Here is a 23,743-nt window from a genome sequence, read left to right as displayed (position 1 = left end):
CAAGTGTTCGAACCCAGAGGTCGGGCAATATTAAAAACACCTGAAACAAAACCTCTAATGGACGCCTAATATGCTGCATATTTTTTCGACTCAAAAAGGACGCTTGATCAAGCAAACCTCTTTGCGAGACCTCGCCTTGGGCAATGGCTTGATCTGGATTGATGCGGTCAGCCCGACCGATGAGGAACGCGAGGCGATTGCTGCGCTGTTCAAGATTGGGCTTGAACTGGCCGAAGACGACGCTGACATTGAAACCAGTGCCCGCATTTTTCTTGACCGCTCTGATTACCTGAATGTTCGTGCCGACTTTCTGGTGGAAATTGCCGGTCGCATTACCACTGAGCCTGTTCGCTTTGTGATCGCAGAGCAGTTTCTCTTCAGCATTCATGAAGAAGATCTACCAATTATTCGTTTGATGCGAATGAGATCCAAGGCAGACCGCCGGTCGTGGACTTCCGCGTTGCAAATCGTGACTGAACTCTTCGCGCTCGACGTTGAACAGTCTGCAGACGTGCTGGAGGACGTGTATCAATCACTCAAATTGATCAATGATCGGGTTCTGGCCGAGAAAAAAGGCAGCAATGAAGAAGCCGAGGAATACATTCAACTGATCGCCAAAGAAGAAGAAATTAACGGAACCGTGCGACGCAATTTGATGGACACCCGTTTGGTGTTGTCCTACCTGTTTCGCGAGCAACAGTTACCAAAAGAACTTGTTGCGCAAGTCAAAATTATTCAACGAGACATCGAATCACTGGACGGTCACACCTCGTTCATTTTTGACAAGATCAACTTTTTGATGGATGCCGTCATGGGCTTCATCAACATCAAACAAAACAAGATCATCAAAATCTTTTCAGTGGCCTCAGTGGCCATGCTGCCGCCCACGCTGATCGCCAGCATCTACGGCATGAACTTTGAATACATGCCAGAACTGGCGCAAAAATGGGGCTATCCCTTCTCGCTGGCCCTGATGGCCACCAGCGTGCTGATTCCGTTCTACTACTTCAAACGGAAAGGCTGGATGAAATAGTTCGCGTGCTTTCAGAACACAGTGCCGTGGCGACAAATACCTGAATATTGCGAATGTCTTTAATTAACCTTGCTTAAAACAAAAAGGACCTAGAAGCATTCCGCCTCTAAGTCCTTTTTTTTACTGGTAGGGCCACCCGGATTTGAACCGGGGACCAAAGGATTATGAGTCCTCTGCTCTAACCGCTGAGCTATAGCCCCACTTTAACTTTCAAAAGCTTTTATTCGCCTTCCAGGAAGCTTTTCAGCTTGTCTGAACGGCTGGGGTGACGCAGCTTGCGAAGTGCCTTGGCTTCAATTTGACGAATCCGCTCACGGGTTACGTCAAACTGCTTGCCCACTTCTTCCAGCGTGTGGTCGGTGCTCATTTCAATACCAAAACGCATGCGCAACACTTTGGCTTCGCGTGGGGTGAGGGAATCAAGCACATCTTTGGTCACAAAACGCAGGCTGCTGTATTGCGCTGCATCTTGCGGAGCCAAGGTGTGGTTGTCCTCGATAAAATCGCCCAAGTGAGAATCGTCGTCGTCGCCAATCGGTGTTTCCATCGAAATAGGCTCTTTCGCGATTTTCAAAATCTTGCGAATTTTTTCCTCAGGCATTTCCATGCGCTCGGCCAGCGTGGCTGGATCGGGCTCAATGCCGGTTTCTTGCAAAATTTGGCGGCTGATACGATTCATCTTGTTGATGGTTTCGATCATGTGCACCGGAATACGAATGGTACGTGCCTGGTCTGCAATAGAACGGGTAATGGCCTGGCGAATCCACCAAGTGGCGTACGTTGAAAACTTGTAGCCACGGCGGTATTCAAACTTGTCCACCGCTTTCATCAAGCCCACGTTGCCTTCCTGAATCAAATCCAGGAACTGCAAGCCACGGTTGGTGTACTTCTTGGCAATGGAAATTACCAAACGCAAGTTGGCTTCGATCATTTCGCGCTTGGCCAAACGGGCGCGGTTTTCACCAGACACCATTTGCTTGTTGATTGCACGCAGATCGTTCAAGGGCAGCGACACTGTGTCTTGAATTCCAACCAGCTTTTGTTGCAGTTCGTTGATCGCGGGTACATTTCGCGCCCAGGTTTCTGCCCAAGCTGCATTCGATGCACTGAAGGTGTCAACCCAAGCTGCCTCAACTTCATGACCACGGAACTTGCCGAGAAACTGCTCGCGGGGTACGCCCACGCGGTTCACTGCGATGTCATATATTTCACGTTCAATTTTCCGCACGCCATCGACTTGCTCACGCAAAATGCTGCACAAGCGTTCAACTTGCTTGGCCGTGAAGCGAATCTTCATGAACTGCTCGGCGATCGCTTCCTTGGCCTTTTTATAAGCTGGTGTGTTGTAACCGCCGTCGGCGCGAACCTTGTTCAATTTGGCGAACTGCTTTTGAATTTCACCAAACACAACCAATGAATTGCGCTTCAACTCCTCGAGCTGACGAGCTGACATACCGGAGGTGGTGCCACCGTCGTTGCCCTCTTCTTCGTCTTCATTGTCGTCGTCATCGTTGGTTTCTTCGGGCGCAGCGGCTTCGACCATTTCTTCGGTAATTGAATCATCAATGATTCCATCAACCACTTCATCCACGGTCGACACGCCTTCAGCAATGCGCTGACCCAAACCAACCACGTCTTCAACAATGGCAGGGCAAGCCGAAATGGCCTGAACCATGTCTTTCAAACCGGCTTCAATTCGCTTGGCAATTTCAATTTCGCCTTCGCGGGTCAGCAGTTCAACCGTGCCCATTTCACGCATGTACATGCGAACCGGGTCGGTGGTACGGCCAAATTCAGAGTCCACGTTGCTCAACGCCGCCTCGGCTTCTTCTTCCGCGTCTTCAGCAGAAGTGCCCACAGGTGCGTTGTCGTTCATCAACAAGGCTTCAGCGTCAGGGGCCTGTTCGTAAACAGTAATGCCCATGTCGTGGAAGGTGCTGACCATGGCTTCAATCACTTCGCCATCAGTTACATCGTCTGGCAAGTGGTCGTTAATTTCTGCAAAGGTCAGGTAGCCGCGCTCTTTACCCATCTTGATCAGGGTTTTCAGCTGATTGCGGCGCAACTCCAATTCTTCAACAGTGGCATTGGCCGAACTCAGGTAAGCCGAGTTGATCAGCGCTTTGTCTTTGGCTTTGGAGCCGCGACCACGCTTGGGCATGATCACCAGATCGGCCTTCTTGGCATCTGAATCGTCGTCTTCGGGCACGTCGTCGGAGTCAAGCGAGGCATCGGAACCGGAATCGATGTCGTCATCGTCCTCTTCTTCTGCCTTGGGCTTGCCCGCTTTGGGTGGGCGACCACGCCCCTTAGGTGCTTCGGCGGCCACAGGCGCAGCCTGCTCGACCACCTTGGGCTTGCGACCCCGCTTCTTGGGCTGTGCTTCCTCAACGGCGACTGGCTCGGCTGCTTTGGCGGGCTTGGCCGCTTTTGCAACAGGCTCGACAACCGCTTCAACCACTTTGGGTTTGCGGCCGCGTTTCGGCTTTTCTTCGGCCACAACAGGTGCGGGTGCAGGCGCAGCGGCTTTCTTGCTCACAGGCTTTTCAGCAACAGGTGCTGTTTTCTTGGATTCTGTCTTCTTAACCACGGTGTTTACTTTCGCTTCTTTTACAGTTGCCTTTTGAGGAGAAACCTTCTTCCCTGCCATTGACGACGCTCCCTTGCGTTTGGATGCCTTAGTGGAGGATTCCTTCTCCGGCTTTTGGCCACCAGGAATCTGTGTGTGTGTATCGGTTTGCTGTGAACTCACGCTTTGTGACTTCGCAGACTTGGTTTTGTGGCCGGATTTGGCTTTCTGTTCCTGTGTTTTTGAAAAAATGTTGAGTATTTTGAACATTCATTCCCTGAACAACTCAATAACAGCCACCCAGTGCGCAAAAACGCACTACAAAAAGATGCAAAATTTGCACCGTAACCCTTAATTATAACTGATTAACTCGCTTTTGTTTTAATTCTTGGAAGCGTTGCATGCACTCGTGATACCAACGGAGTTGTTCCCCTTGTGTCGGCATCTCGGCGGTCAACCGCTCCAGCTCGGCTTTAAACCAAAGCTCGCTACATTGATACACGCCAGAACGCAACTCGGTTTCAAAATCGAGGGAATCATCCAAACTACGTGCTTCTTTTAGCACCGAGTTAACCCAATTTTGATGAACTTCATCATTAAATGCGTGCTGAAGTCTCGCTTCCAACAAGTTGGGGTCACTTCTTATTTTTTCAAGTAAATGAACGAAACTGTGTACCTCGGCAGCCGGGTTTTGCTCACGTTCGTACAACTCCAGCAGGGAATTGCACAACTCAACATGCTCTGGTGCTCGAATAACCCGCGCAGCCAGGCTTAACAATGGCGATTTTGCCGTGGGCCGGGGCCCCCAGTTGTTTTGCAGGGGCTCATCGTTAAACTTTCCAAACCGCTTGCCAAACTTTTTACCCGAAGAACTGCCCTGCTGCCCGCTTTGCTGGCCACCTTGAAACTGCCCTTTGTTTTTCGGTGAAAAATAATCACCCCCGCCTTCGCGGCTTTTCAAACCCAGGTGGCGACTAAGCTCCATGGGCGTGGCACCCAGCAAATTGGCCAAAGCACGCAACAGGGAAGACCGGTAAACGGTTGGCTGCATTTGCACAATCAGCGGCTTTAGAAAAGAAATGGCTGCGGCGCTACCCTCAATTTGCTGCAAGGGGTAGTTGCGCTCCAGGTAACGCGTCAAAAATTCAGACAAAGGCGCGGCTTGCGCCACCATGGCCTCAAAGCCATCAGGCCCTTCGGTTCGAATGAAGGAATCTGGATCGTGCTCGGCAGGCAGAAAAATAAAATCTGCACGCTTGTTCTCGCTAACGTGCGGCAAGCAAGCTTGCAGGGCACGCCAGGCTGCTTTTTGCCCAGCCCCGTCACCATCAAATGCAAACACAAGCCGATCCGTCTGCTTGAACAACTTCAGCACGTGGTCGGGTGTTACTGCGGTGCCCAGCGTGGCCACTGCATTTTCGAACCCCCATTGCGCCAGGGCCACAACGTCCATGTAGCCTTCGGTCACCAGGGCGTATCCCATTTTGTGAATGGCCTGGCGTGCTTCGAACAGGCCATACACTTCATGCCCCTTGGAAAACACAGGCGTTTCCGGGCTGTTCAGGTATTTTGGCTTTTCGTCACCCAACACCCGCCCACCAAAGCCGATCACCTGGCCTTTGGCATTGCGAATGGGAAACATGATGCGGCCGCGAAATGCATCGTAGCGCCGGTTGCTGTCACTGATTTTGCTCAAGCCAGCCAAATCCAGTTGGGTGTTGCTGGTGTAGTTGTCTACCACCGCCTCCAGGTTTTGATACCCATCGGGCGCATAGCCCATGCCGTAACGGGCGGCCACTTGCCCGGTCAAGCCGCGGTTTTTCAAATAATCAATGGCCACAGGCGCTTTTTTTAGCTGTGCCTTGTAATAATTGGCGGCGCGCGTTAGCAACTCCACCAACTCTTCCCGTTCGGAACGCACCTCAGCGGGCACATCCATGCCCTTTTCATGAGGCACGTCGATACCCAAATTGCCTGCCAGGCTTTCAACGGCTTCGGGAAAGGTCAAGCCCAAATGCTCCATCACAAAACCCACGGCATTGCCATGCGCACCACAACCAAAACAGTGATAAAACTGCTTGGACGGGCTTACGGTAAAGGAAGGGGATTTCTCGTTGTGGAACGGGCACAAGCCCTGCAAGTTGGCGCCCGCCGCTTTTAATTGCACATAGCGCCCCACCACGTCCGTGATGTCCAGGCGGTACAGCAAATCATCAATAAAGCTTTGAGGAATCATGCAGTTTGGGTGAATTCACGCGCAGAATAATCAGAACCGAAGGTTCGACTTCTAGAATAACAAACCCAAAGGGGAGGAAACAAAAGCGAACAGCCAAAGCGCGCATGCACGCTTGATTGTTTTAATGCTTATTTTATTTGGACAGCGCTGCCTTCACCAAACCCGACACCTTGCTCATGTCGGCTTTGCCAGCCAGCTTGCCTTTTACAGCGCCCATGACCTTGCCCATGTCTTGTGGGCCAGTAGCGCCTAGCGCTTGAACAATGGCTTGTATTTCTGCCACAACTTCGGATTCTGAGAGTTGTGCGGGAAGGTAAAACGCCAAAACAGCAGCCTCGGCCTTTTCAGCCTCAGCCGACTCTGGCCGACCACCCTGTTCAAACTGGATGGCGGCTTCGTTTCGCTGCTTGATTTGCTTTTCGATGATGGCGAGAACCGCCGCATCGTCGAGTTCGACGCGTTCGTCGACCTCTTTTTGTTTGATTGCCGCTGAGAGCATTCGAAGCGTGGTGAGCTTTGCTTGCTCACGGGCCTTCATGGCCAGCTTGATGTCTTCAAGAATTTGCGCTTTCAGTGACATACCAAACGAATCAATACATTTTCTTGGGCAACATTTGGCTGCGCAGGCGCTTGTAATGACGCTTTACGGCAGCAGCCTTCAGGCGCTTGCGTTCTGCAGTTGGCTTTTCATAGAACTCGCGTGAGCGCAGTTCAGTCAACAGACCTGTTTTTTCAATGGTGCGCTTGAAGCGACGCAGGGCAACTTCAAATGGCTCGTTTTCTTTAACGCGAACGTTTGGCATAAGGCTCCAATCGGGTATTCGTAAGTTGTTTTTTAGTTTTCAACCCATTGATTTTGCGTATATTTTTTGCAAAACCCAATGTGCTGAAGCAAAGAGTTACCGCCAAGAATCTGGCAAAGACCGAGATAGTACCATGTGAAAGAAGATTTTCTCAAGGATTTTCAACTATTTTTGGCTCAATATTGCATGGGCTGCAGTGTAGCCGCTGGCCCAGGCCCACTGAAAGTTATAACCGCCCAACCAGCCTGTTACATCAACCACCTCGCCAATGAAGTACAGGCCCGAAATTTTGCGCGATTCCAGTGTTTTGGGCTGTAAATCGGCAGTGCTAACCCCGCCGCGCATCACTTCAGCTTTTTTGTAACCTTCAGTGCCATTGGGCACCAATTGCCAGGCGGCAATTAACTGCGCCAAAGGGCCCAATTGTTTTTTGCCCAACTCAGCCACCTTGCGCCCGGCAATGGCCTGCAATTCCGGTTTGTTCAACCAGGCCTGCACCAAACGCTTGGGCCAGTGAGCAACCTGAGCAGCAAACCAATTGTCAGCATTGGCTTTTACGCCAAGCGTGGCCTGTAGCAAACCGGTTTGCAGTGCGGCTGCATCCGTTTCCTTGCCCGATAAATTCAGGGTAATTGGTTTGCCCGGGTTCCAGTACGTGGAGGCCTGCAACACGGCCGGTCCGCTTAAACCCCGGTGGGTAAACAGCAGGTCTTCATCAAACCAGGGGGCGTTGGCGTCGCTACCGCGACTCAACACGGGCAGCGCAACGCCAGCCAGTTCAACAAAAGGCTCCCACATGCCAGAGTCAAAAGTAAGCGGCACCAGTGCGGGCCGCTGATCGACCAGTGCATGGCCAAACTGTTTGGCCAGTTTCAAACCAAAGTCGGTTGCGCCAATTTTTGGCACGGGCAAACCACCTGTGGCGACCACCACATTGCGCGCTTGCAACTGGCCTGCACTGGTACTTAGTTTGAAGAGGCTGCCATCGTGCTCAACCCCGTTCACGCTGTGGGGGCGAAACCACTTTACTTTGCCTGCATTGCATTCGGCAGCCAGCATGTCGATGATGTCGTCGCTTTTGCGATCGCAAAACAACTGGCCTTTGTGCTTTTCGTGAAATGCAATGTTGTAACGCTTTACCAAGGCAATGAAGTCCGCCGGGGTATAGCGGCCAAGGGCTGAGCGCGCAAAACGGGGGTTTTCAGAAATGAAGTTGTCCTCTGACACATTCACATTGGTGAAGTTACAACGCCCACCGCCACTGATTCGAATTTTTTCGGCCAGTTTTTCACTGTGATCCAGCAAAGCCACATTCAGGCCACCCTGCCCGGCTTGTGCGGCACACATCAGGCCAGCCGCGCCGGCACCAATCACAATGACATCAAACTGCTGCATGATTTGCTGCTTGGTGTACCGCGTCGATTGCATCAAGCTGGCGAGCAAATCCATGCGGCATTTCCTGAGGATTGTTCAACCACATCTCGATAAGCCGTGCAGTGGATTCTGCATCAATATCCGGGTGGGGATCCGGTTGCTCGGTGAACAGGTTCTCGGGTTCGGCAATGCGCCAGGTTTTCCCGGCGGTCACGCCATCCATGCGCGGGCTGCGATACGGCGCAGCCACTGGCTCGCCTTCGTGGCCACGCAACACCAACGCCGTGTGGCCGGTGGCGCACAGCACTTCGCGTTGCAGGTTCCAGAACTCGGGGTGGGTGTAGCTGGTTACCAGCATGGCGTTACCAAACGCACTGGGCACCATTAATTTGACCAGGGTGTGGGTGCAACTGCGAACACCGAGTAATTTGCGGGTTTGCAACAGGGCTTCAATTCTTGGATAAATTTGCGCCATGGGCATGTACACAGGCGCAGGGTTGGGCATGTCCACGGCCTGCCAATTCAGGTGCGAAAATACTTCTGCACTGCTTACGCGGCCGGTGAAGTCTTTCTCTAGACCATGCACCAGCACCGGGTAACCACGCTGCGCGAGCAAACCGGCCAGCAAGGGCGTGAAGTTGGGTTTGCGCCGCGCACCGTTGTAACTGGGGATCACCACCACGGGTTTGCCGCTGCAAGAAGACTGCTCGTTCAAGGCATTCAGTGTTTGCACATGTGGCAGGTCTTCATCGGCGGGCCAGTGGCTTGCAATGGCATCGAGAAACCCAATGAGTTCGTCGTGGCTTTCGCCCTTCACGCGCAGGGCAATGAGCACGGCACCCAATTCGAAATCTGACACCTCGCCACGCAGAATGGCTGAATACAGCGCCATGGCCTGTTCGCGAGACAGGCCGCGAGCACCGTCTTTGCCGCGACCAATTTCTTTGATGAATGGCGCGCAAGAAAATTGGGCAGTGTGAACTGGATTGGGCATGACGCTGAAGCTGTGCCTAAGTAAAGACTAAGGCGCCATTGTAGCAAGGCTGGCTTGTGTGCGAATGAGTTTACGAATTTCAGGCACACACGAACCGCATTGCGTGCCGCATTTAAGGCTGCCTTGTAAACCCGACAGCAATTCATTCTCGCCTGCATTCGGGTTCTTGGCGCAGGCAATGGCAATACCCGCCTCAATCGCTTGCTGGGAAACCCCCACGCAGTTGCACACCATGCGCACGGCCTCGGTTTGCACACCTGGCGGTTGGCTGGCCGGGGCCAGAAGAAAACTGCGCAAAGGCATGACATTGAGTTGTTGGTCGAAGTAGTTGCGCAACCAGCCTTCGGATTCAATATTGCCAGCCAAAAATACTTTGCTGAGTGTGGCGGTTTGCCCTTCGCCCGCGGCGTGTACGTTCACACCAATGCGGCGGCGCGCATCGGTTTTCGGGTCGGAGTACACCATGACATCACCACCCTCACATTCAAACAAGGCTTGAAGGCGATCAATAATTTCTTTCGCAGGTGCTTGCGCACTGGCTGCGCGGAACAACACACCAGTTTGCTCACGGCCCACGGGCACGCACAAGGCTGCATCAAATTCAGCGTACAAGGCACGGGCTTGTTGCCAAATGCTCAGCCAGTGCTCGCTGTGAACAAACACAACCACCTGCCAGGGCAAGTGCACCTGTTGAATGTTCACAGCAGAATGCTTCAGTTCAGGTTGCTTGGAATACGGGTCGAATGCTTCGATGGTGAGTGCGTTGACTCCACCCACACCCGCTTTACCACCAAAAAATTCAGGGCCCCAGTGCATGGGCAAGGCGGCCTGGTTGCGGGCAACCGATTCATCCGCTTTCGCACGCAAGGTGATGGTGGCGCGGCGCGATTTAACCGACACCCAACTATCGGGCTTCAAGTTCAGTCGCTTGAAATCGGCAGGGTGCATGGCAATCACGGGCTCGGCTTCATGCGAGAAAAATTCGGCCAGGGTACCGGTGCGGCTGGCACCGTGCCACTGGTCACGCAAACGCCCGGTGTTCAAGCGCCATGGGAAACGCGCATCCGCTTCCTCGGCCACGGGCTCGTAATTTGCAAACACAAACTTCGCCTTGCCTGTGGCTGTGGGGTAAAGCCCATCTTCGTACAGGCGGGCTTTGCCTTGGGGCTGCCCTTCCGGCATGGGCCATTGCTGCGGGCCGTTGGCTTCCAACACCGCATAACTTAAACCGGTAATGTCCAGGTCGCGGCCCCGCGTGGTTTCGCGATGCTCGTTGAAAATTTCTTCAGTGCTGCTGTAAGGCATGAACGCATTGGAAGTGTTGCCAAGGCGCGGGCTTTCAACACCCAGTTTTTGCAATTCAACTTCAAGGCGCTTTGCAAATTCCACCACAATTTGCCAGTCGTTTTTCGAATCTGCATAAGCAGGCATGGCGGGCCGCACGCGGCTGATGCGCCGTTCGCTGTTGGTGACCGTGCCTTCCTTTTCGCCCCAGGTGGTGGCTGGCAACAACACATCGGCGTATTGCACGGTGGCGGGTGTTAAGTAGGCATCTTGCACCACCACCAGTTCGGCGTTTTGCAAGGCGCGGGCCACTTTTTGCGAATTGGGCAGCGAATGCGCCGGGTTGGTACAAGCCACCCACACTGCTTTGATTTTGCCCTGTTCCAGCTGATCGAACATTTCAACCGCGCTGGCACCCGGCGTTGCACTAATTTGTTTTACACCCCAAAAGGCGGCCACTTCTGCCACATGCGCGGGGTTATTCAATTCGCGGTGCGCTGGCAACAATGTAGACAAGCCACCCACCTCGCGACCACCCATGGCATTGGGTTGGCCCGTGAGCGAAAACGGGCCTGAACCTTCTTTGCCAATTTGGCCTGTCGCCAAATGCAGGGCAATCAACGCTGTATTTTTGTCGGTTCCGGTGGTGGCCTGGTTCAACCCTTGGCAATACAGGGAGAGTGTCCTGTTGCTTTGGGCGAACCAGGTGGCGGCTGTAACAATGTCGCCTTCCGGAACTCCACACACACTGGCTGCAAGCTTGGGCGTGTAATCGACCAAGCCTTTGGCCACTGCGTCGAAGCCTTCTGTGTATTTGTTGATGTAGGCCATGTCCAGCCAACCGTTTTGCATCATGACGTGCAGCATGGCGTTGAACAGCATCACATCGGTGCCGGGCTGAATTTTCAAATGCAAATCAGCCATCAGCGCGGTGTCGGTTGCGCGGGGGTCTACAACAATCAGTTTGTGGCCAGGCTTGGCAGCGCGCGCGGCTTCAAGCCTGCGATAAGCCACCGGGTGTGCATAGGCCATGTTGGAGCCAGCAATGAACACGCAATCGGCCAAAGCCAGATCATCGTAATTGCAAGGTGGTGCATCTGCACCCAAGGTGCGTTTGTAGCCGCTCACCGCGCTGCTCATGCACAGGCGGGAATTGGTGTCGATGTTGTTGGTGCCAATCAAACCTTTAGCGAGTTTGTTGAACACGTAATAGTCTTCAGTCAGCAATTGCCCGCTGATGTAAAAGCCGACACTGTTCGGCCCGTAGGTTGAAATCAACCGTGCAAATTCACGCGCGGTGAAATCAAGTGCTGTGTCCCAGCTTGCCGGGGCCACTTGCTGATCACGCTGAATGCGCAACAGGGGTTGGCTTGCGCGCACTTGGCCATACACGTTCACGGTGGCGGTTTCAGCCAGCTTGCTGCCTTTGCTGCACAACTTGCCCAAATTGGCCGGGTGGGTTTCATCACCTTTCACATCGATGATTTTTCCGCCTTGTGTGCGCACCACGACACCACAACCCACGCCGCAGTACGGGCATGTTGTCTTGGTGTTCTGGATGGGTGCAAGCAGTTCGGTCATGAGTGAGATCGCTTTTAAATACCGTGGTTCTTCACTTCACTGGCTTTCAAGTGCACGCGGCCATCCACCACTTGTACTGTGAACTTGGCAGTGCAACCTTCATCGGGTTCACGCGCGCAGCCATCGGCCAAACCAATTTGCCAGTTGTGCAAGGGGCAAGTAACAGTAGTGCCATGCACGATGCCCTGGCTAAGCGGGCCTTTTTTGTGCGGGCATTCATCCAGCAGTGCAAACACCTGTTCTTCGCTGTTGCGGAATACTGCAATGTCTTGCCCGGTGGGGCGGCGCACAATGCGTGATCCCAACACGGGGATGTCTTCCACCGCGCAAATGTCGATCCATTCCATTTGAGTTTCCTTTCGTTCGATCAGTTCTGAAGCCGACATTAGACCACCTCCGCCAGTTGGATTGGAATGAACTGACGCAAATCAACCTGTGCTTCCCTGGGCTTGTGCCATGGGTCTTCTTCAATGGCCAGTGCAGCCTGTAGCTCGGCCCACAGGGCATCGCGGTTGGCGAGGTCATCAATTACTTTTGCTTTCACATGTTCCAGACCAACGCGTTCCAGGTAGTGCACCGTGCGCTCCAGGTACCAACCTTCTTTTCTGTACAACTGCAAGAAAGCGCCACTGACTGACATCACCTCGTCGGAGGTTTTAACGCGACACAGAAACTGGGCCACTTCGGTTTTAATGCCGCCGTTGCCACCCACATAAATTTCCCAACCGGAATCGACACCAATCACACCGACATCTTTAATGCCACTTTCTGCGCAATTGCGCGGGCAACCCGATACGGCCAGCTTTACTTTGTGGGGTGCGTACATTTTGAATAAACCACGCTCCAGGTCTTTGCCCATCTGGGTGCTGTCTTGTGTACCAAAACGGCACCATTCGCTGCCCACACAGGTTTTTACCGTGCGCAAACCTTTGGCATAAGCATGGCCACTGGGCATGTCGAGGTCTTTCCACACATCTTGCAAGTCTTCTTTTTTCACGCCCAGCAAATCGATGCGTTGGCCACCGGTTACTTTCACGGTGGGAATGTTGTATTTGTCGACCACATCGGCAATGCGACGCAATTCAGCGGCAGTGGTTTCGCCACCCCACATGCGCGGCACCACTGAATAGGTTTTGTCTTTCTGAATATTGGCGTGTGCACGTTCGTTAATAAAACGGCTTTGTGGATCATCCACCGCTTCGCCAGGCCAGGAACTGATGAGGTAATAATTCACAGCCGGGCGGCAAGTTGCGCAACCGTTGGGCGTGCGCCAGTTCATGGTGGCGAACACCTCTTCTTTGGTGGTCAGGTGGTGCTTGAAAATTGCATCGCGAACAACCTGGTGACCATGATCGGTACAGCCACACATGGGTTTGGTTTTTGGCGTGGCGGAATAATCGGCACCTGCGGTGCTCATCAAAATCTGTTCACACAAACCGGTGCAAGAACCACAACTTGCACTGGCCTTGGTGTGCTTGCGCACTTCTTCAATCGTGAACAAACCCTTGGTTTTAATGGCCTGCACAATGGTGCCTTTGCACACACCATTGCAACCACACACTTCATCGGTGTCTGCCATTTTGCTGGCCTGGCTTTGACCTTCATGACCAGTGTCGCCAATGTTGTTCTGGCCAAACATCAGCTTTTCGCGAATTTCCTTGATGGCCTTGCCTTCGCGCATCAGCTTGAAATACCAAGAGCCATCGATCGTGTCGCCATACAGGCAAGCGCCCACCAGCTTGTCTTCCTTGATCACCAGTTTTTTGTAAACGCCACCAATGGGGTCGGAGAGCAATAATTCTTCGCAGCCTTCGCCCCCCATGAAATTACCGGCAGAGAACAAATCAACACCGGTTACTTTCAACTTGGTGGAGGTTACCGAACCTTCGTAACGACCAATGCCGAACTGGGCCAGGTGGTTGGCACACACCTTGGCCTGATCGAACAGTGGCGCCACCAGGCCATAGGCTACACCACGGTGGCTGGCACATTCGCCCACCGAGTAAATTTTGGGATCAGTGATGGTTTGCATGGTGTCGTTGACCACAACACCCCGGTTACACAGCAAGCCACTTGTGGCGGCCAGTTTGTCGTTCGGCCGAATACCCACCGCCATCACAACCAGGTCAGCGTCGTGAATATCGCCGTCGGCAAACTCAATTTTGGCAACACGGCCATCGGGGCCCGCATGCAAGGCCTTGGTGTTTTTGGCCAGCAAGAATTTCAGGCCTTTGGCTTCAAGGCTTTTCTGCAACAGGCCGGCCGCGGTGGGGTCTAGCTGGCGCTCCATGAGCCAGGTGGGCAAATGCACCACGCTGACATCCATGCCTTGAATGGCCAAGCCGTTGGCGGCTTCAAGCCCCAGCAAACCACCACCAATGACCACAGCCTTTTTGTAATGCTTGGTTGCGTCCAGCATGGTCTCGGTGTCTGCAATGTCGCGATACCCGATCACGCCCGGCAAGGTAGAACCTGGCACAGGAAGGATGAATGAATTGGAGCCAGTGGCCAGCAGCAAACGATCGTAAGGCGCAACCGTGCCATCGGCACATTTGACCACACGTTTTATGCGATCAATTTCAGTGACTTCACGACCCACATGCAAGGTAATGTTGTTGCTGGTGTACCAGTCCCAGTCGTTGAGTATGGTTTCTTCGAACTTCTGCTCTCCAGCCAATACTGGCGAAAGCATGATCCGGTTGTAATTGGGATGCGGCTCTGCGCCAAACACGGTGATTTCATACAATTCAGGGGCAAGCTTGATCAGCTCTTCAACCACCCGGATACCGGCCATGCCGTTACCAATTACCACCAGCTTCTGTTTTTTGACGGACATCAGCATACTATTTATCCCAATTTACCCAAAAAAAAACGGCCCCCGGCTGCACGAAGCAGCACGGACGCCGTTGTCCAACTCCCTTGGCCACTTGCGCAACCGTGGGAGACCTGTCAATCCACCTGCAGATCGCCGCCGTTGACGACCTACACCCGTATCAATGCAAGGGTCGTGCCAGCCATTTCGACATGGTTTTGCACCACAAAGAGGCTGTTTTTATTGAAATGGGATGAAATTGGGCTGGGCGGCTGGCACCCAACTAGTGCAGCGCACCATTCTGCGTAGAACGGTGCGCTGTTTGATTACAGGGCGCAGAAGCCTGTAGGATCTTGAACCCGATTGGGCAAGGCCACGCTGGCGCTGACGGTAACGGGTACTGGCAAGCGGTTAAAGCTGCTGACAAACACTGGGTTGTAGCCCTGAATAGTCAGGGTGAGTGAATCCCCTTCCTTGAGCTGAACAGAAATGCCGGGCAGATCAATGGCTTTCTCGCCATACCCCTTCAAGGGCGTGACCTGATCGTGCAACACGGTTTGCGTGCCATCGGCGCGTTTCAGTCCAAGCCCCACGTAAACAATGGGAGACTCGGGCGAAGCTGGGCCAACAGGCTCCACTTTCACGGTGGCTTTGGGCGTGCCTACAAAACAGCCTTTCTCGTTGGCATTGTTCAGTTCCACATAAACAGGCTGCGCAAGTTGAGCCGCCTGTGTTGAGGTTAAACCTGTAAACAGGCCCGCCACACCCGCGATCACTTGCGTGGGCGTACTGAACGCTGAAGCTGCACGCACACCTTCTAGCTTGGGTCGGTTCGATGAATTGGACTTCACTTCAATTGCAGTGGGATCGTTTCTGCTGTCTTCAAGCACCGATGCGATTTCAGGCAATGGTATTGGGTCGAAACCCAGATAATTCTGCGAACGGGCTTGCCTGCTGCCCACCAAATGTTGGGCCAGAAACTGGAACATCATGTTTTTTAGCGGAAGAACACAGCGGCCTGTTGGCGCATCCCAATTGGCTGCGGGGCATGAGTTTTGTGCGGTCTTCAGCCAGATCAGGCTTTCATTGAAGGCGTATTTGGCACCGGTGCCTTCCAGCGCCGCGTTGGGGTCTTGCTGAACGCCCAAGGCATTGAGCAGGTGCCCGTATTTGACGAACAACAATTTTGCGTCTGCATTCACCTTGCGATAACACTCAAAGTTTTGAATCGCTTCATTCAGGTTGAACAACACATCGGTAGCACCTTGAATAAAAAACGCGGGCACATCGGTTTTCAGCGTCATGCCCCTGGGCAGGTTGGCCGACAAATCGCAATAGGAGATAGAACCTTGCGAGCCCAATCGTTTCACAATTTCGTCGGAAACCACGCCCGTGGTATTGGCCTCGACAAGCCCCTGAAACAGGAAGGGGTCGTAACGCCCGCGGTTGCTTTCCAAGCCCCCCGCCACCAATCCGTTCAGGTAGGTGGTTTTGGGCACGCCGCCGGGGTTCAGGCTGTAACGCAGGTCGTACCAGGTGCCATTGGGCACCATGGCATCAATGCGGGAATCAAGCCCGGTGCCAATTAATTGAAACGCCCCACCATAGCTGCGGCCAATGGTGCCCACCACTGGGTTCAATGCACCGGCTTTGCTGCGGTAGCCCAGGTTGGGCAAATTGGCTTCTGCCCAGTCAAGGATGGTTTTGAAGTCTTTGCCTTCGAAATCAGGATCAAGAATCGTGACATTGCCACCGGTTTCGCCGTGGCCGCGCTGATCATAGGAAATTACATACCAACCGGCCCGGCCTGCCACTGGCTGTTTCTCGTTATAAGCCACCTGCAGGGTATCAACACCAATTTCAGATGTTTGCGCGGCTTCGTCAAAATCAAGTGTGGCGGCACGGGTGCCTCCAAAGCCATGGGAGTGCAACAACAAAGGGGTCGCCTCACCGGCATCCAATTCAGGAAAATAGACAGTCAACGCCAAGTCAGTGCCATCAAAAGCGGGAATGACCACCTGCTCAACACGCGCCGCGTGGCCCGTGGCCGTTTGCTGGTTTTTCACCCGCAGTGGCATTTCGGTTTCAGATGGACCAACGCCACCGCCGCCGCTGGAGCCCGAATTGCCGACCATTGTCGGGTCGGTTTCCGACAGACAACCCGCAAGCCCAACCGCCAACAGCAGGGGTCCCAGTACTCTGGTGACTCCGATCAACATGAAATGTCTCCGATTTGAAATGTTTTGACTATTACTCGCACTTGAAGCCTTTCAGATTCAATTACTTAACGAAGCCACGCTAAAATGGGGCGTTAATTTTGTTCTGGCTGCCTGAAGTGACTTCCGTTGCAAACCCTCCCAAAATTGTGCTTGGTTTTGAAAGTTCCTGTGACGAAACCGGTGTGGCACTGTGCACCACCGAGGGGCGCATTCTAGGGCAAGCCTTGTATTCTCAAATTGCAATGCACACCGATTACGGCGGCGTGGTGCCAGAACTGGCCTCTCGAGATCACATTCGTCGTTTGATTCCCTTGATGGACGAAACCTTTGCCCAGGCTGGCATTACCCTGCAAGAAGTGGACGCAATTGCCGTAACCACTGGCCCCGGGTTGCCGGGCGCCCTGATGGCGGGTTGCGCATTTGCATACAGCCTTGCGATGGGTCTCAGTTTGCCTGTAATTCCCGTGCACCACCTGGAAGGGCATTTGCTATCGCCTTTGCTTTCTGCCAACCCACCAGCCTTCCCCTTTACTGCTTTGCTTGTTAGTGGCGGGCACACTCAGTTAATGGGTGTTGAAGGGTTGGGCCGTTATTCCCTGCTTGGCGAGACATTGGATGATGCCGCTGGCGAAGCCTTTGACAAAACCGCAAAAATGATCGGCCTGCCCTACCCTGGCGGCCCAGCCTTGTCGAAACTGGCAGAAAACGGCAATCCCGAGCGATTCAAGTTGCCCCGCCCCATGTTGCACAGCGGCGATTACATGTTCAGCTTTTCCGGTTTGAAAACAGCTGTCCTCACCACCGCCATGAAATTGGCAGGTGTGAAGCAACCTTCTGAAACCATGGTGATCAGCGACACGGACAAAGCCGATCTGGCTGCCAGTTTTCAAGCTGCGATTGTTGAAACGCTGGTCAAGAAAGCATTGGCGGCCTGCTTACAGCAAGATCACAAACGATTGGTTGTTGCCGGTGGTGTGGGCGCAAACAAATTGTTGCGAGAACAGTTGGTGAAAGCAGCGCGCAAGCGTGGAGTGGAAGTTTACTTCCCCGAGCTGAGCCTTTGCACCGACAACGGGGCAATGATTGCCTTTGCAGGCGCCATGCAATTGGCTGAGAACCCCGCACTGCTGGAAAAGCGGGAGTACGGCATGGTGACGCGGCCGCGATGCGAATTGGCAACGTCCGCCAGCTAGGACTAGGCAGGCTTTTGCTCATTTGCTGGTGTAGATAACTCAGTTAGCTTGTTCACAGCCCGATCGGCTTGGGTTCCAATCTCTCGCCTGCCGGTTAACTGCCCGATCGGCTTGGGTTTCAATCTCTCGCCTGAAAACCTGTATATCCCTTTTTGAGATTCACCCTGACTCACCTCGCTCGGCAAAAGGGCGGGCCGAGTCTCGGTGCCGGCCCATGGCCGACCGTGGCGGGTGAATTCAAACGGGCAGGTTTTCTTGAAGGCGAGGCGATCGAAACACCGCCGCCGATTGGGCTACAGACCCGGCCGACGGTGACGCGGAGCTGAACTTGCAAGTGGTCGCACGATGACCGGTCAGAAAACTTGCCGGCTTGGTGCGCCGAGACAAACGATCGCGCCATGGCGCGAAAGCCAAGACCCGACCGTTACTTTTGGAGGGCTTGGCTTAGTGCAGGCTCAAGCAGACAAGACGATATGCCAAGTTTTCGGGCAGCGGCGACCCTTCAAGTTCAGATCAAAAGTCGCCATTCAAGTGCTGCACAAGTAACCCATGCCGAGTTGGCAAAACAAACCGGCAATTCACTTTTGACTAACAAGCAAAACTGCTTCGGGCAAGCACCAATTACCATTCATACAATAATTGAGTATGCTTGAAAGCTGTCAAAGAGGTACCCCTATGAATGCGCCCACTGAAGACTTTGTACTGAATGCCGCCCAACGCGCGGAAGTGATCGCGGGCTTGAACCAGATTCTGCCCGCCCACGCTGTGTTGCACGAGGTAGAAGACACCAAACCCTATGAATGCGACGGCTTAAGCCTGTTTCGCCAGTTGCCCATGGTGGTGGCCTTGCCCGACACCGAAGAACAGGTTATCGAAATCCTGAAGCTGGCCAACAGACTAAACGTACCTGTTGTGGCACGCGGTGCGGGCACCGGTTTGTCCGGCGGTGCACAGCCCCACAAGCACGGCATTTTGCTGGGTATGGCCAAGTTCAACAAAATTCTAAAAGTAGATGTGCAATCTCGTAGTGCAGTGGTGCAACCCGGCGTGCGTAACCTGGCTATTTCCGAGGCCGTGGCCCAGCACCAGTTGTACTATGCGCCCGACCCTTCCAGCCAAATTGCCTGCACCATTGGCGGCAATGTGGCCGAAAACAGCGGTGGCGTGCACTGCCTGAAGTACGGCCTCACGGTGCACAACGTGCTGAAAGTTCGCGCCATTACCATTGAAGGTGAAGTGGTTGAATTCGGCTCCGAGGCACCCGATGCCCCCGGACTTGAGTTGATGAACCTGGTGATCGGCTCCGAAGGCATGCTGGCTGTGGTTACAGAAGTGACCGTGAAGCTGGTACCCAAGCCCGCTTTGGCGCAGGTGATTATGGCCAGCTTCGACGACGTGGCCAATGCAGGCAATGCAGTGGCAGCCGTGATCGCCGCGGGCATTATCCCGGCCGGGCTTGAAATGATGGACAAGCGCGCCAGCCAAATGGTGGAGCCCTTTGTAAAAGCTGGTTACGACACCGAAGCAGAGGCCATTTTGTTGCTGGAAAGCGATGGCACACCCGAAGAAGTGGCCGAAGAAATTGCGGAAATGACCCGCGTGCTGAACGGCTGCGGTGCCACCGCCATCAAGGTGTCGCAAAGCGAAGCCGAACGCCTGAAATTCTGGGCTGGCCGCAAGAATGCATTTCCGGCTGCTGGCCGCGTGTCGCCCGACTACTACTGCATGGACGGCACCATTCCCCGCCGCAGTTTGGCCAAAGTCTTGAACGCCATCACCGAAATGGAAAAGAAATACGACATGCGCTGCGCCAACGTATTTCATGCAGGCGACGGCAATTTGCACCCACTGATTTTATTCGATGCGAACAAGCCTGAAGAAATTAAACGTGCTGAAGATTTCGGCGCAGAAATTCTGGAACTGTGCGTGGAAGTGGGTGGCACAGTGACCGGTGAACATGGCGTGGGCATCGAGAAAATCAACCAGATGTGCGTGCAGTTTTCGCGTGCTGAACTGGATGCATTTTTCGCGGTGAAGAAAGCCTTCGACGAACCCGGTTTGCTCAACCCCGGCAAAGCCATTCCAACGCTGCACCGTTGCGCGGAATATGGTCGCATGCATGTGCATGGCGGCCAGGTGCCTTTCGCAGACCTTCCCCGCTTTTAAAAGAACGAGATCATGAGCGACTTTATCGATGACCTGTGCAAACAGGTTGAACTGGCTGCCCGCAACAAGACACAACTTCGCCCGTTGGGCGGCGGCACCAAGAATTTTTACGGTGGCCCCCTGCAAGGCGAGGAAGTGGACATGCGCCAATGGGCCGGCATTGTGGAATATGAACCCACGGAACTGGTGATCACGGTGAAGCCGGGCACTGCCTTGGCTGAAGTGGAAGCTGCCCTTGCTGCTGAAAAGCAGGAACTGGCATTTGAACCACCCAGGCTGGGTGCCAAGGGCACCATTGGCGGCGCGATTGTCAGCGGCCTTGCCGGACCCGCACGCCTGAGTAAAGGTGGCGTGAAAGATTATGTGCTGGGTTGCACCCTGCTCGATGGCAAAGGTCAACTGCTACACTTTGGCGGTGTGGTCATGAAAAACGTGGCGGGCTATGACGTGGCCCGGGTAATTCCTGGCAGCATGGGCACGCTTGGTATTGCAACCGAATTGTCGATCAAAGTCATGCCGGTTGCGCCCGCCGAAGCCACACTGCAGTTCGACATGGATGTGAACAAAGCGATTGCTCAAAGCAATGAATGGCTATCGAAACCCCTTCCAATTTCTGCCACGTTTTTCGACAACGGCAAGCTGACAGTTCGCCTGCGCGGTGCCAGCGCAGCAGTACAGGCTGCCACCAAAAACATGGGCGGGCAGGAAATGGAAAGCCAGCAGGCGCAAGCCTTCTGGACCAGCGTGCGCGACCAGCAACATGCATTCTTCAAAGCCGAAGGCGATTTGTGGCGCATGGCAGTGCCGCCCACCACCGTTGATTTGGCCATGCATGGTCAAAGTGTACACGAATGGGGCAGCGGGCTGCGCTGGCTTCGTGCCGATGCTGGCGTAACGGCCGAGCAAATTCGCGCCACCGCCAAACGCGTGGGTGGCCACGCCACCCTGTACCGCACAGGCAACGACGCCGCGCGCGTGCACGCATTCCAGCAACCTGATGCGGTCATGCTGAAACTGCAACGCCGCCTGAAAGAACAATTCGACCCGGCTGGTGTGTTCAGCATCAACCGCCTGTCACCCATTTTGTAAGTAGAACGCATGGATACCCAACTCGCCGACTGGATCAAAGACACCCCCGATGGCAAAGCCGCCGATGCAATTCTGCGCAAATGCGTACATTGCGGTTTTTGCACGGCCACCTGCCCCACCTACCAAATTCTGGGCGATGAACTGGACAGCCCGCGTGGCCGCATTTACTTGATCAAACAGGTCTTGGAAGGCAAGCAAGTGACGCGCAAAACCCAGCAACACCTGGACCGCTGCTTAACCTGCCGCAATTGCGAAACCACCTGTCCTTCCGGTGTGAAGTACGGCCAGTTGATCGACATTGGCCGCAAAATTGTGGATGAGCGTGTTGAGCGCCCCATGGCTGAAAAGCTGACACGTGAAAGCCTGAAAATGCTGATGACCAACCGCCCCATGTTTACAGCGGGCATGGCCATGGGCAAAGCGGTGCGTGGCATGCTGCCGGAAAGCATCAAGAAAAAAGTGCCGGCCAAACGCCCCACCCTGCCCTTTGCCAACACAGCACACACACGCAAAGTGATCTTGCTGAAAGGCTGTGTACAGCCTGCCATGATGCCGTCGATTGATTCTGCAACATCCGTGATTCTCGATGCATTGGACATTCAAAGCATGGTGATACAGGAATCGGGTTGTTGTGGCGCCGTGAAGTTTCACTTGAACGACCACCTTGGCGGTTTGGTTCAAATGAAAACCAACATCGACGCTTGGTACAACTTGCTGCAAAGCGGCGAGGCCGAGGCGTTGGTGATGAATGCATCAGGCTGCGGCGTCACAGTTCGTGAATACGCCCACTATTTTGAAAACGATCCAGAGTACGCGGAAAAGGCCAAACTGGTCAGCGAGAAAACCCTGGACATTGGCGAGTTCATCACCCAACAAAATGCAGACGGGCTAGCGCGCTTGGGCACCAAGGTGAAAGCCGCCATCGAGCAGCAGCGCATCCCTGGCAGCATTGCCTTTCATCCACCTTGTACCTTGCAGCATGGCCAACAAATCAAGGGTGTGATTGAAAACGTGCTGACCACCCTGGGCTTTAAATTAACACCTGTGGCCGATTCACACCTGTGTTGTGGCTCAGCCGGTACTTATTCGGTGCTGCAACCTGAGTTGTCGAAAGAATTGAAAAAGCGCAAGCTGGCCAACCTGATGGCGGGCAAGCCGCAGGCCATTGCATCAGCCAACATTGGTTGTTTGGGCCATTTGGAAAGCGATGCAACAGTGGATGTTCGCCACTGGGTAGAGTGGGTTGCGCAAGCGGTTTAAGTAATTTGTCAAGGCATGGAACTGAAAGGGCCACATATTCACTAAGTGGTCCTTTTCATTTCAACGCATCCAAAGCCATGACTATCGACACCACCACCCCCGCTGGCGCAACCCGCCCAACCAGTTCATTAACCAGGGCATTAAGCCAGGTCAGCCTTGAAGAACAAGCCCGGCCTGCAAAAAAAGCCACGCTGGCAATCGCGAGCGATACACTAAGAAACGAACAGGCTCGGGAAATTATTTTCCGCTGCAATGCAATCGACCGAGACATCCCGATGATTCGGGTCGAGACACGGAAAGCGCTGTCCACTTACCTGGTCAATCAGCAAATTCAAAACCCAGGGCTTTTGAATAACAGGCAACAAGGCTTGTGTGCATGGACCTTGCTGGAACATGTAGCGCGTGGGGACCGCGGCTTTCAGAACGTCGATTCAAACATGGTTGGCAGCTACATTCGCCCAGAAGACAAATCACAGTTTGAAGCCATTGCGAAATCATTGAATCTAGATCCCGGCAAGTTCATCTCTTAAGCAAGCGCTCTGCATTACTTTCGACAAATGACCTGTCTGCGACTGTAATAACCGGGGTGTGAAGGCACCACCGGCATCATCATGTCGGCACCGTCGATACTGCGCAGCACATCCTCGGTGCAGGCAACAATGTTCAAGCTGGCCAGCCATTTGGTGGCTGCCTCGTCAGCATCCAATTCAAACTGGCGATTCATGGCGTGCAGCTTTTCCATGGTGGCCGGGTTGCGCTCAATCGCATCAAAGGCCATGTCGGGAGTTGGCATACCAGCCAATTCCATGGCTTTCATGCCCAGCTTTTTCTGATGCTCCAAGTGCACATGCGCGTACTCATGGGCAATCACGAACAACACACCATCGGGCGTTAAGCGATTCAAAAAATCGGGGTCCATGGTCAGCAAGGCACCCTCGATGCGATCCGACACATAGGCCCGGCTCCATGTTTTCGTCAGCTCAACTTCAAGTTTCATATTGGGCACTGCTTTGCCCAACTGCACAATTGCATGATCGATGTCAGTGCGTGTGGCCGCCTGCACGCCAGAATGAAAAAGCAGAAAACCCAAATGTGCAATCCAGGCGAATCGCAAAAGTCTCACATGTGCG

At 53.8% G+C, this 23,743-nt stretch carries 17 protein-coding genes and 1 tRNA gene; 6 read left to right on the top strand and 12 right to left on the bottom strand.

Annotated features, from left to right (window positions below):
• The first annotated feature begins 70 nt into the window (after positions 1-70).
• The gene (gene corA / locus ACVL1J_RS10370; RefSeq protein WP_341237497.1) at positions 71-1,033 is read left to right on the top strand and encodes a magnesium/cobalt transporter CorA; all 963 of its coding nucleotides are present in this window, start codon (positions 71-73) and stop codon (positions 1,031-1,033) included.
• Between the two features lie 124 nt (positions 1,034-1,157).
• Here the strand turns inward: corA and ACVL1J_RS10365 are convergent.
• The 11 genes from ACVL1J_RS10365 to ACVL1J_RS10315 form a co-directional block, all read right to left on the bottom strand.
• Positions 1,158-1,233 (bottom strand) — tRNA-Ile (locus tag ACVL1J_RS10365).
• A gap of 20 nt (positions 1,234-1,253) precedes the next feature.
• The gene (rpoD, locus tag ACVL1J_RS10360) at positions 1,254-3,683 is read right to left on the bottom strand and encodes an RNA polymerase sigma factor RpoD (protein ID WP_236550919.1); all 2,430 of its coding nucleotides are present in this window, start codon (positions 3,681-3,683) and stop codon (positions 1,254-1,256) included.
• A 274-nt stretch (positions 3,684-3,957) separates the two neighbouring features.
• Entirely contained in the window at positions 3,958-5,838 is a 1,881-nt protein-coding gene (gene dnaG / locus ACVL1J_RS10355; protein ID WP_341237498.1) for a DNA primase, read from the bottom strand.
• A gap of 133 nt (positions 5,839-5,971) precedes the next feature.
• Positions 5,972-6,418, bottom strand: a complete 447-nt coding sequence (locus ACVL1J_RS10350; RefSeq protein ID WP_159572723.1) for a GatB/YqeY domain-containing protein — start codon at positions 6,416-6,418, stop codon at positions 5,972-5,974.
• A gap of 10 nt (positions 6,419-6,428) precedes the next feature.
• Entirely contained in the window at positions 6,429-6,641 is a 213-nt protein-coding gene (gene rpsU, locus ACVL1J_RS10345) for a 30S ribosomal protein S21 (RefSeq protein WP_105027193.1), read from the bottom strand.
• Positions 6,642-6,806: 165 nt separating this feature from the next.
• Entirely contained in the window at positions 6,807-8,036 is a 1,230-nt protein-coding gene (locus ACVL1J_RS10340; RefSeq protein WP_341237503.1) for a BaiN/RdsA family NAD(P)/FAD-dependent oxidoreductase, read from the bottom strand.
• The gene (gene ybiB, locus ACVL1J_RS10335) at positions 8,023-9,009 is read right to left on the bottom strand and encodes a DNA-binding protein YbiB (RefSeq protein ID WP_159572721.1); all 987 of its coding nucleotides are present in this window, start codon (positions 9,007-9,009) and stop codon (positions 8,023-8,025) included. Before ybiB ends, ACVL1J_RS10340 begins: the two co-directional genes overlap by 14 nt.
• 27 nt (positions 9,010-9,036) lie before the next feature.
• Positions 9,037-11,874, bottom strand: a complete 2,838-nt coding sequence (locus tag ACVL1J_RS10330; RefSeq protein WP_341237499.1) for a nitrate reductase — start codon at positions 11,872-11,874, stop codon at positions 9,037-9,039.
• A 14-nt stretch (positions 11,875-11,888) separates the two neighbouring features.
• Positions 11,889-12,260, bottom strand: a complete 372-nt coding sequence (gene nirD, locus ACVL1J_RS10325) for a nitrite reductase small subunit NirD (protein WP_159572719.1) — start codon at positions 12,258-12,260, stop codon at positions 11,889-11,891.
• Positions 12,260-14,716 carry a nitrite reductase large subunit NirB gene (gene nirB, locus ACVL1J_RS10320; protein WP_341237500.1) on the bottom strand — a complete coding sequence of 819 codons (2,457 nt, stop codon included), beginning with the start codon at positions 14,714-14,716 and terminating at the stop codon, positions 12,260-12,262. The genes nirD and nirB overlap by 1 nt, the downstream gene beginning before the upstream one ends.
• Before the next feature lie 296 nt (positions 14,717-15,012).
• On the bottom strand, positions 15,013-16,905 hold the full coding sequence (locus ACVL1J_RS10315) for an alpha/beta hydrolase (protein ID WP_341237501.1): 1,893 nt from the start codon (positions 16,903-16,905) through the stop codon (positions 15,013-15,015).
• Between the two features lie 116 nt (positions 16,906-17,021).
• Here ACVL1J_RS10315 and tsaD point away from each other — a divergent pair, with 116 nt between their 5' ends.
• From tsaD to ACVL1J_RS10290, 5 genes are all read left to right on the top strand, one after another.
• Positions 17,022-18,098 (top strand): tRNA (adenosine(37)-N6)-threonylcarbamoyltransferase complex transferase subunit TsaD, encoded by a 1,077-nt coding sequence (gene tsaD / locus ACVL1J_RS10310; RefSeq protein WP_341237502.1) that lies wholly within the window; start codon positions 17,022-17,024, stop codon positions 18,096-18,098.
• A gap of 675 nt (positions 18,099-18,773) precedes the next feature.
• Positions 18,774-20,264, top strand: a complete 1,491-nt coding sequence (locus ACVL1J_RS10305) for an FAD-linked oxidase C-terminal domain-containing protein (protein WP_341236516.1) — start codon at positions 18,774-18,776, stop codon at positions 20,262-20,264.
• A 12-nt stretch (positions 20,265-20,276) separates the two neighbouring features.
• A complete protein-coding gene (gene glcE / locus ACVL1J_RS10300; RefSeq protein ID WP_341236517.1) occupies positions 20,277-21,353 on the top strand; it encodes a glycolate oxidase subunit GlcE in 1,077 nt (358 codons plus the stop codon).
• A gap of 9 nt (positions 21,354-21,362) precedes the next feature.
• Entirely contained in the window at positions 21,363-22,613 is a 1,251-nt protein-coding gene (gene glcF / locus ACVL1J_RS10295) for a glycolate oxidase subunit GlcF (protein WP_341236518.1), read from the top strand.
• 77 nt (positions 22,614-22,690) lie between these two features.
• On the top strand, positions 22,691-23,143 hold the full coding sequence (locus ACVL1J_RS10290) for a hypothetical protein (protein ID WP_341236519.1): 453 nt from the start codon (positions 22,691-22,693) through the stop codon (positions 23,141-23,143).
• 14 nt (positions 23,144-23,157) lie between these two features.
• On the opposite strand, the gene ACVL1J_RS10285 is transcribed toward ACVL1J_RS10290, so the two are convergent.
• A complete protein-coding gene (locus ACVL1J_RS10285) occupies positions 23,158-23,736 on the bottom strand; it encodes a M48 family metalloprotease (protein WP_491665333.1) in 579 nt (192 codons plus the stop codon).
• Positions 23,737-23,743 lie beyond the last annotated feature (7 nt).

It is taken from the genome of Limnobacter sp. G6BE5S (assembly GCF_058448965.1).
The sequence above is the reverse complement of the archived record's forward strand: the minus strand, read 5'-3'. Positions and strand labels throughout refer to the sequence as shown.

Bases quoted from the DNA above. Each gene is read 5' to 3' on its own strand.
- corA (WP_341237497.1), top strand. From the start codon at position 71: ATGCTGCATATTTTTTCGACTCAAAAAGGACGCTTGATCAAGCAAACC.
- rpoD (WP_236550919.1), bottom strand. From the start codon at position 3,683: ATGGCAGGGAAGAAGGTTTCTCCTCAAAAGGCAACTGTAAAAGAAGCG.
- dnaG (WP_341237498.1), bottom strand. From the start codon at position 5,838: ATGATTCCTCAAAGCTTTATTGATGATTTGCTGTACCGCCTGGACATC.
- ACVL1J_RS10350 (WP_159572723.1), bottom strand. From the start codon at position 6,418: ATGTCACTGAAAGCGCAAATTCTTGAAGACATCAAGCTGGCCATGAAG.
- rpsU (WP_105027193.1), bottom strand. From the start codon at position 6,641: ATGCCAAACGTTCGCGTTAAAGAAAACGAGCCATTTGAAGTTGCCCTG.
- ACVL1J_RS10340 (WP_341237503.1), bottom strand. From the start codon at position 8,036: ATGCAGCAGTTTGATGTCATTGTGATTGGTGCCGGCGCGGCTGGCCTG.
- ybiB (WP_159572721.1), bottom strand. From the start codon at position 9,009: ATGCCCAATCCAGTTCACACTGCCCAATTTTCTTGCGCGCCATTCATC.
- ACVL1J_RS10330 (WP_341237499.1), bottom strand. From the start codon at position 11,874: ATGACCGAACTGCTTGCACCCATCCAGAACACCAAGACAACATGCCCG.
- nirD (WP_159572719.1), bottom strand. From the start codon at position 12,260: ATGTCGGCTTCAGAACTGATCGAACGAAAGGAAACTCAAATGGAATGG.
- nirB (WP_341237500.1), bottom strand. From the start codon at position 14,716: ATGCTGATGTCCGTCAAAAAACAGAAGCTGGTGGTAATTGGTAACGGC.
- ACVL1J_RS10315 (WP_341237501.1), bottom strand. From the start codon at position 16,905: ATGTTGATCGGAGTCACCAGAGTACTGGGACCCCTGCTGTTGGCGGTT.
- ACVL1J_RS10305 (WP_341236516.1), top strand. From the start codon at position 18,774: ATGAATGCGCCCACTGAAGACTTTGTACTGAATGCCGCCCAACGCGCG.
- glcE (WP_341236517.1), top strand. From the start codon at position 20,277: ATGAGCGACTTTATCGATGACCTGTGCAAACAGGTTGAACTGGCTGCC.
- glcF (WP_341236518.1), top strand. From the start codon at position 21,363: ATGGATACCCAACTCGCCGACTGGATCAAAGACACCCCCGATGGCAAA.
- ACVL1J_RS10290 (WP_341236519.1), top strand. From the start codon at position 22,691: ATGACTATCGACACCACCACCCCCGCTGGCGCAACCCGCCCAACCAGT.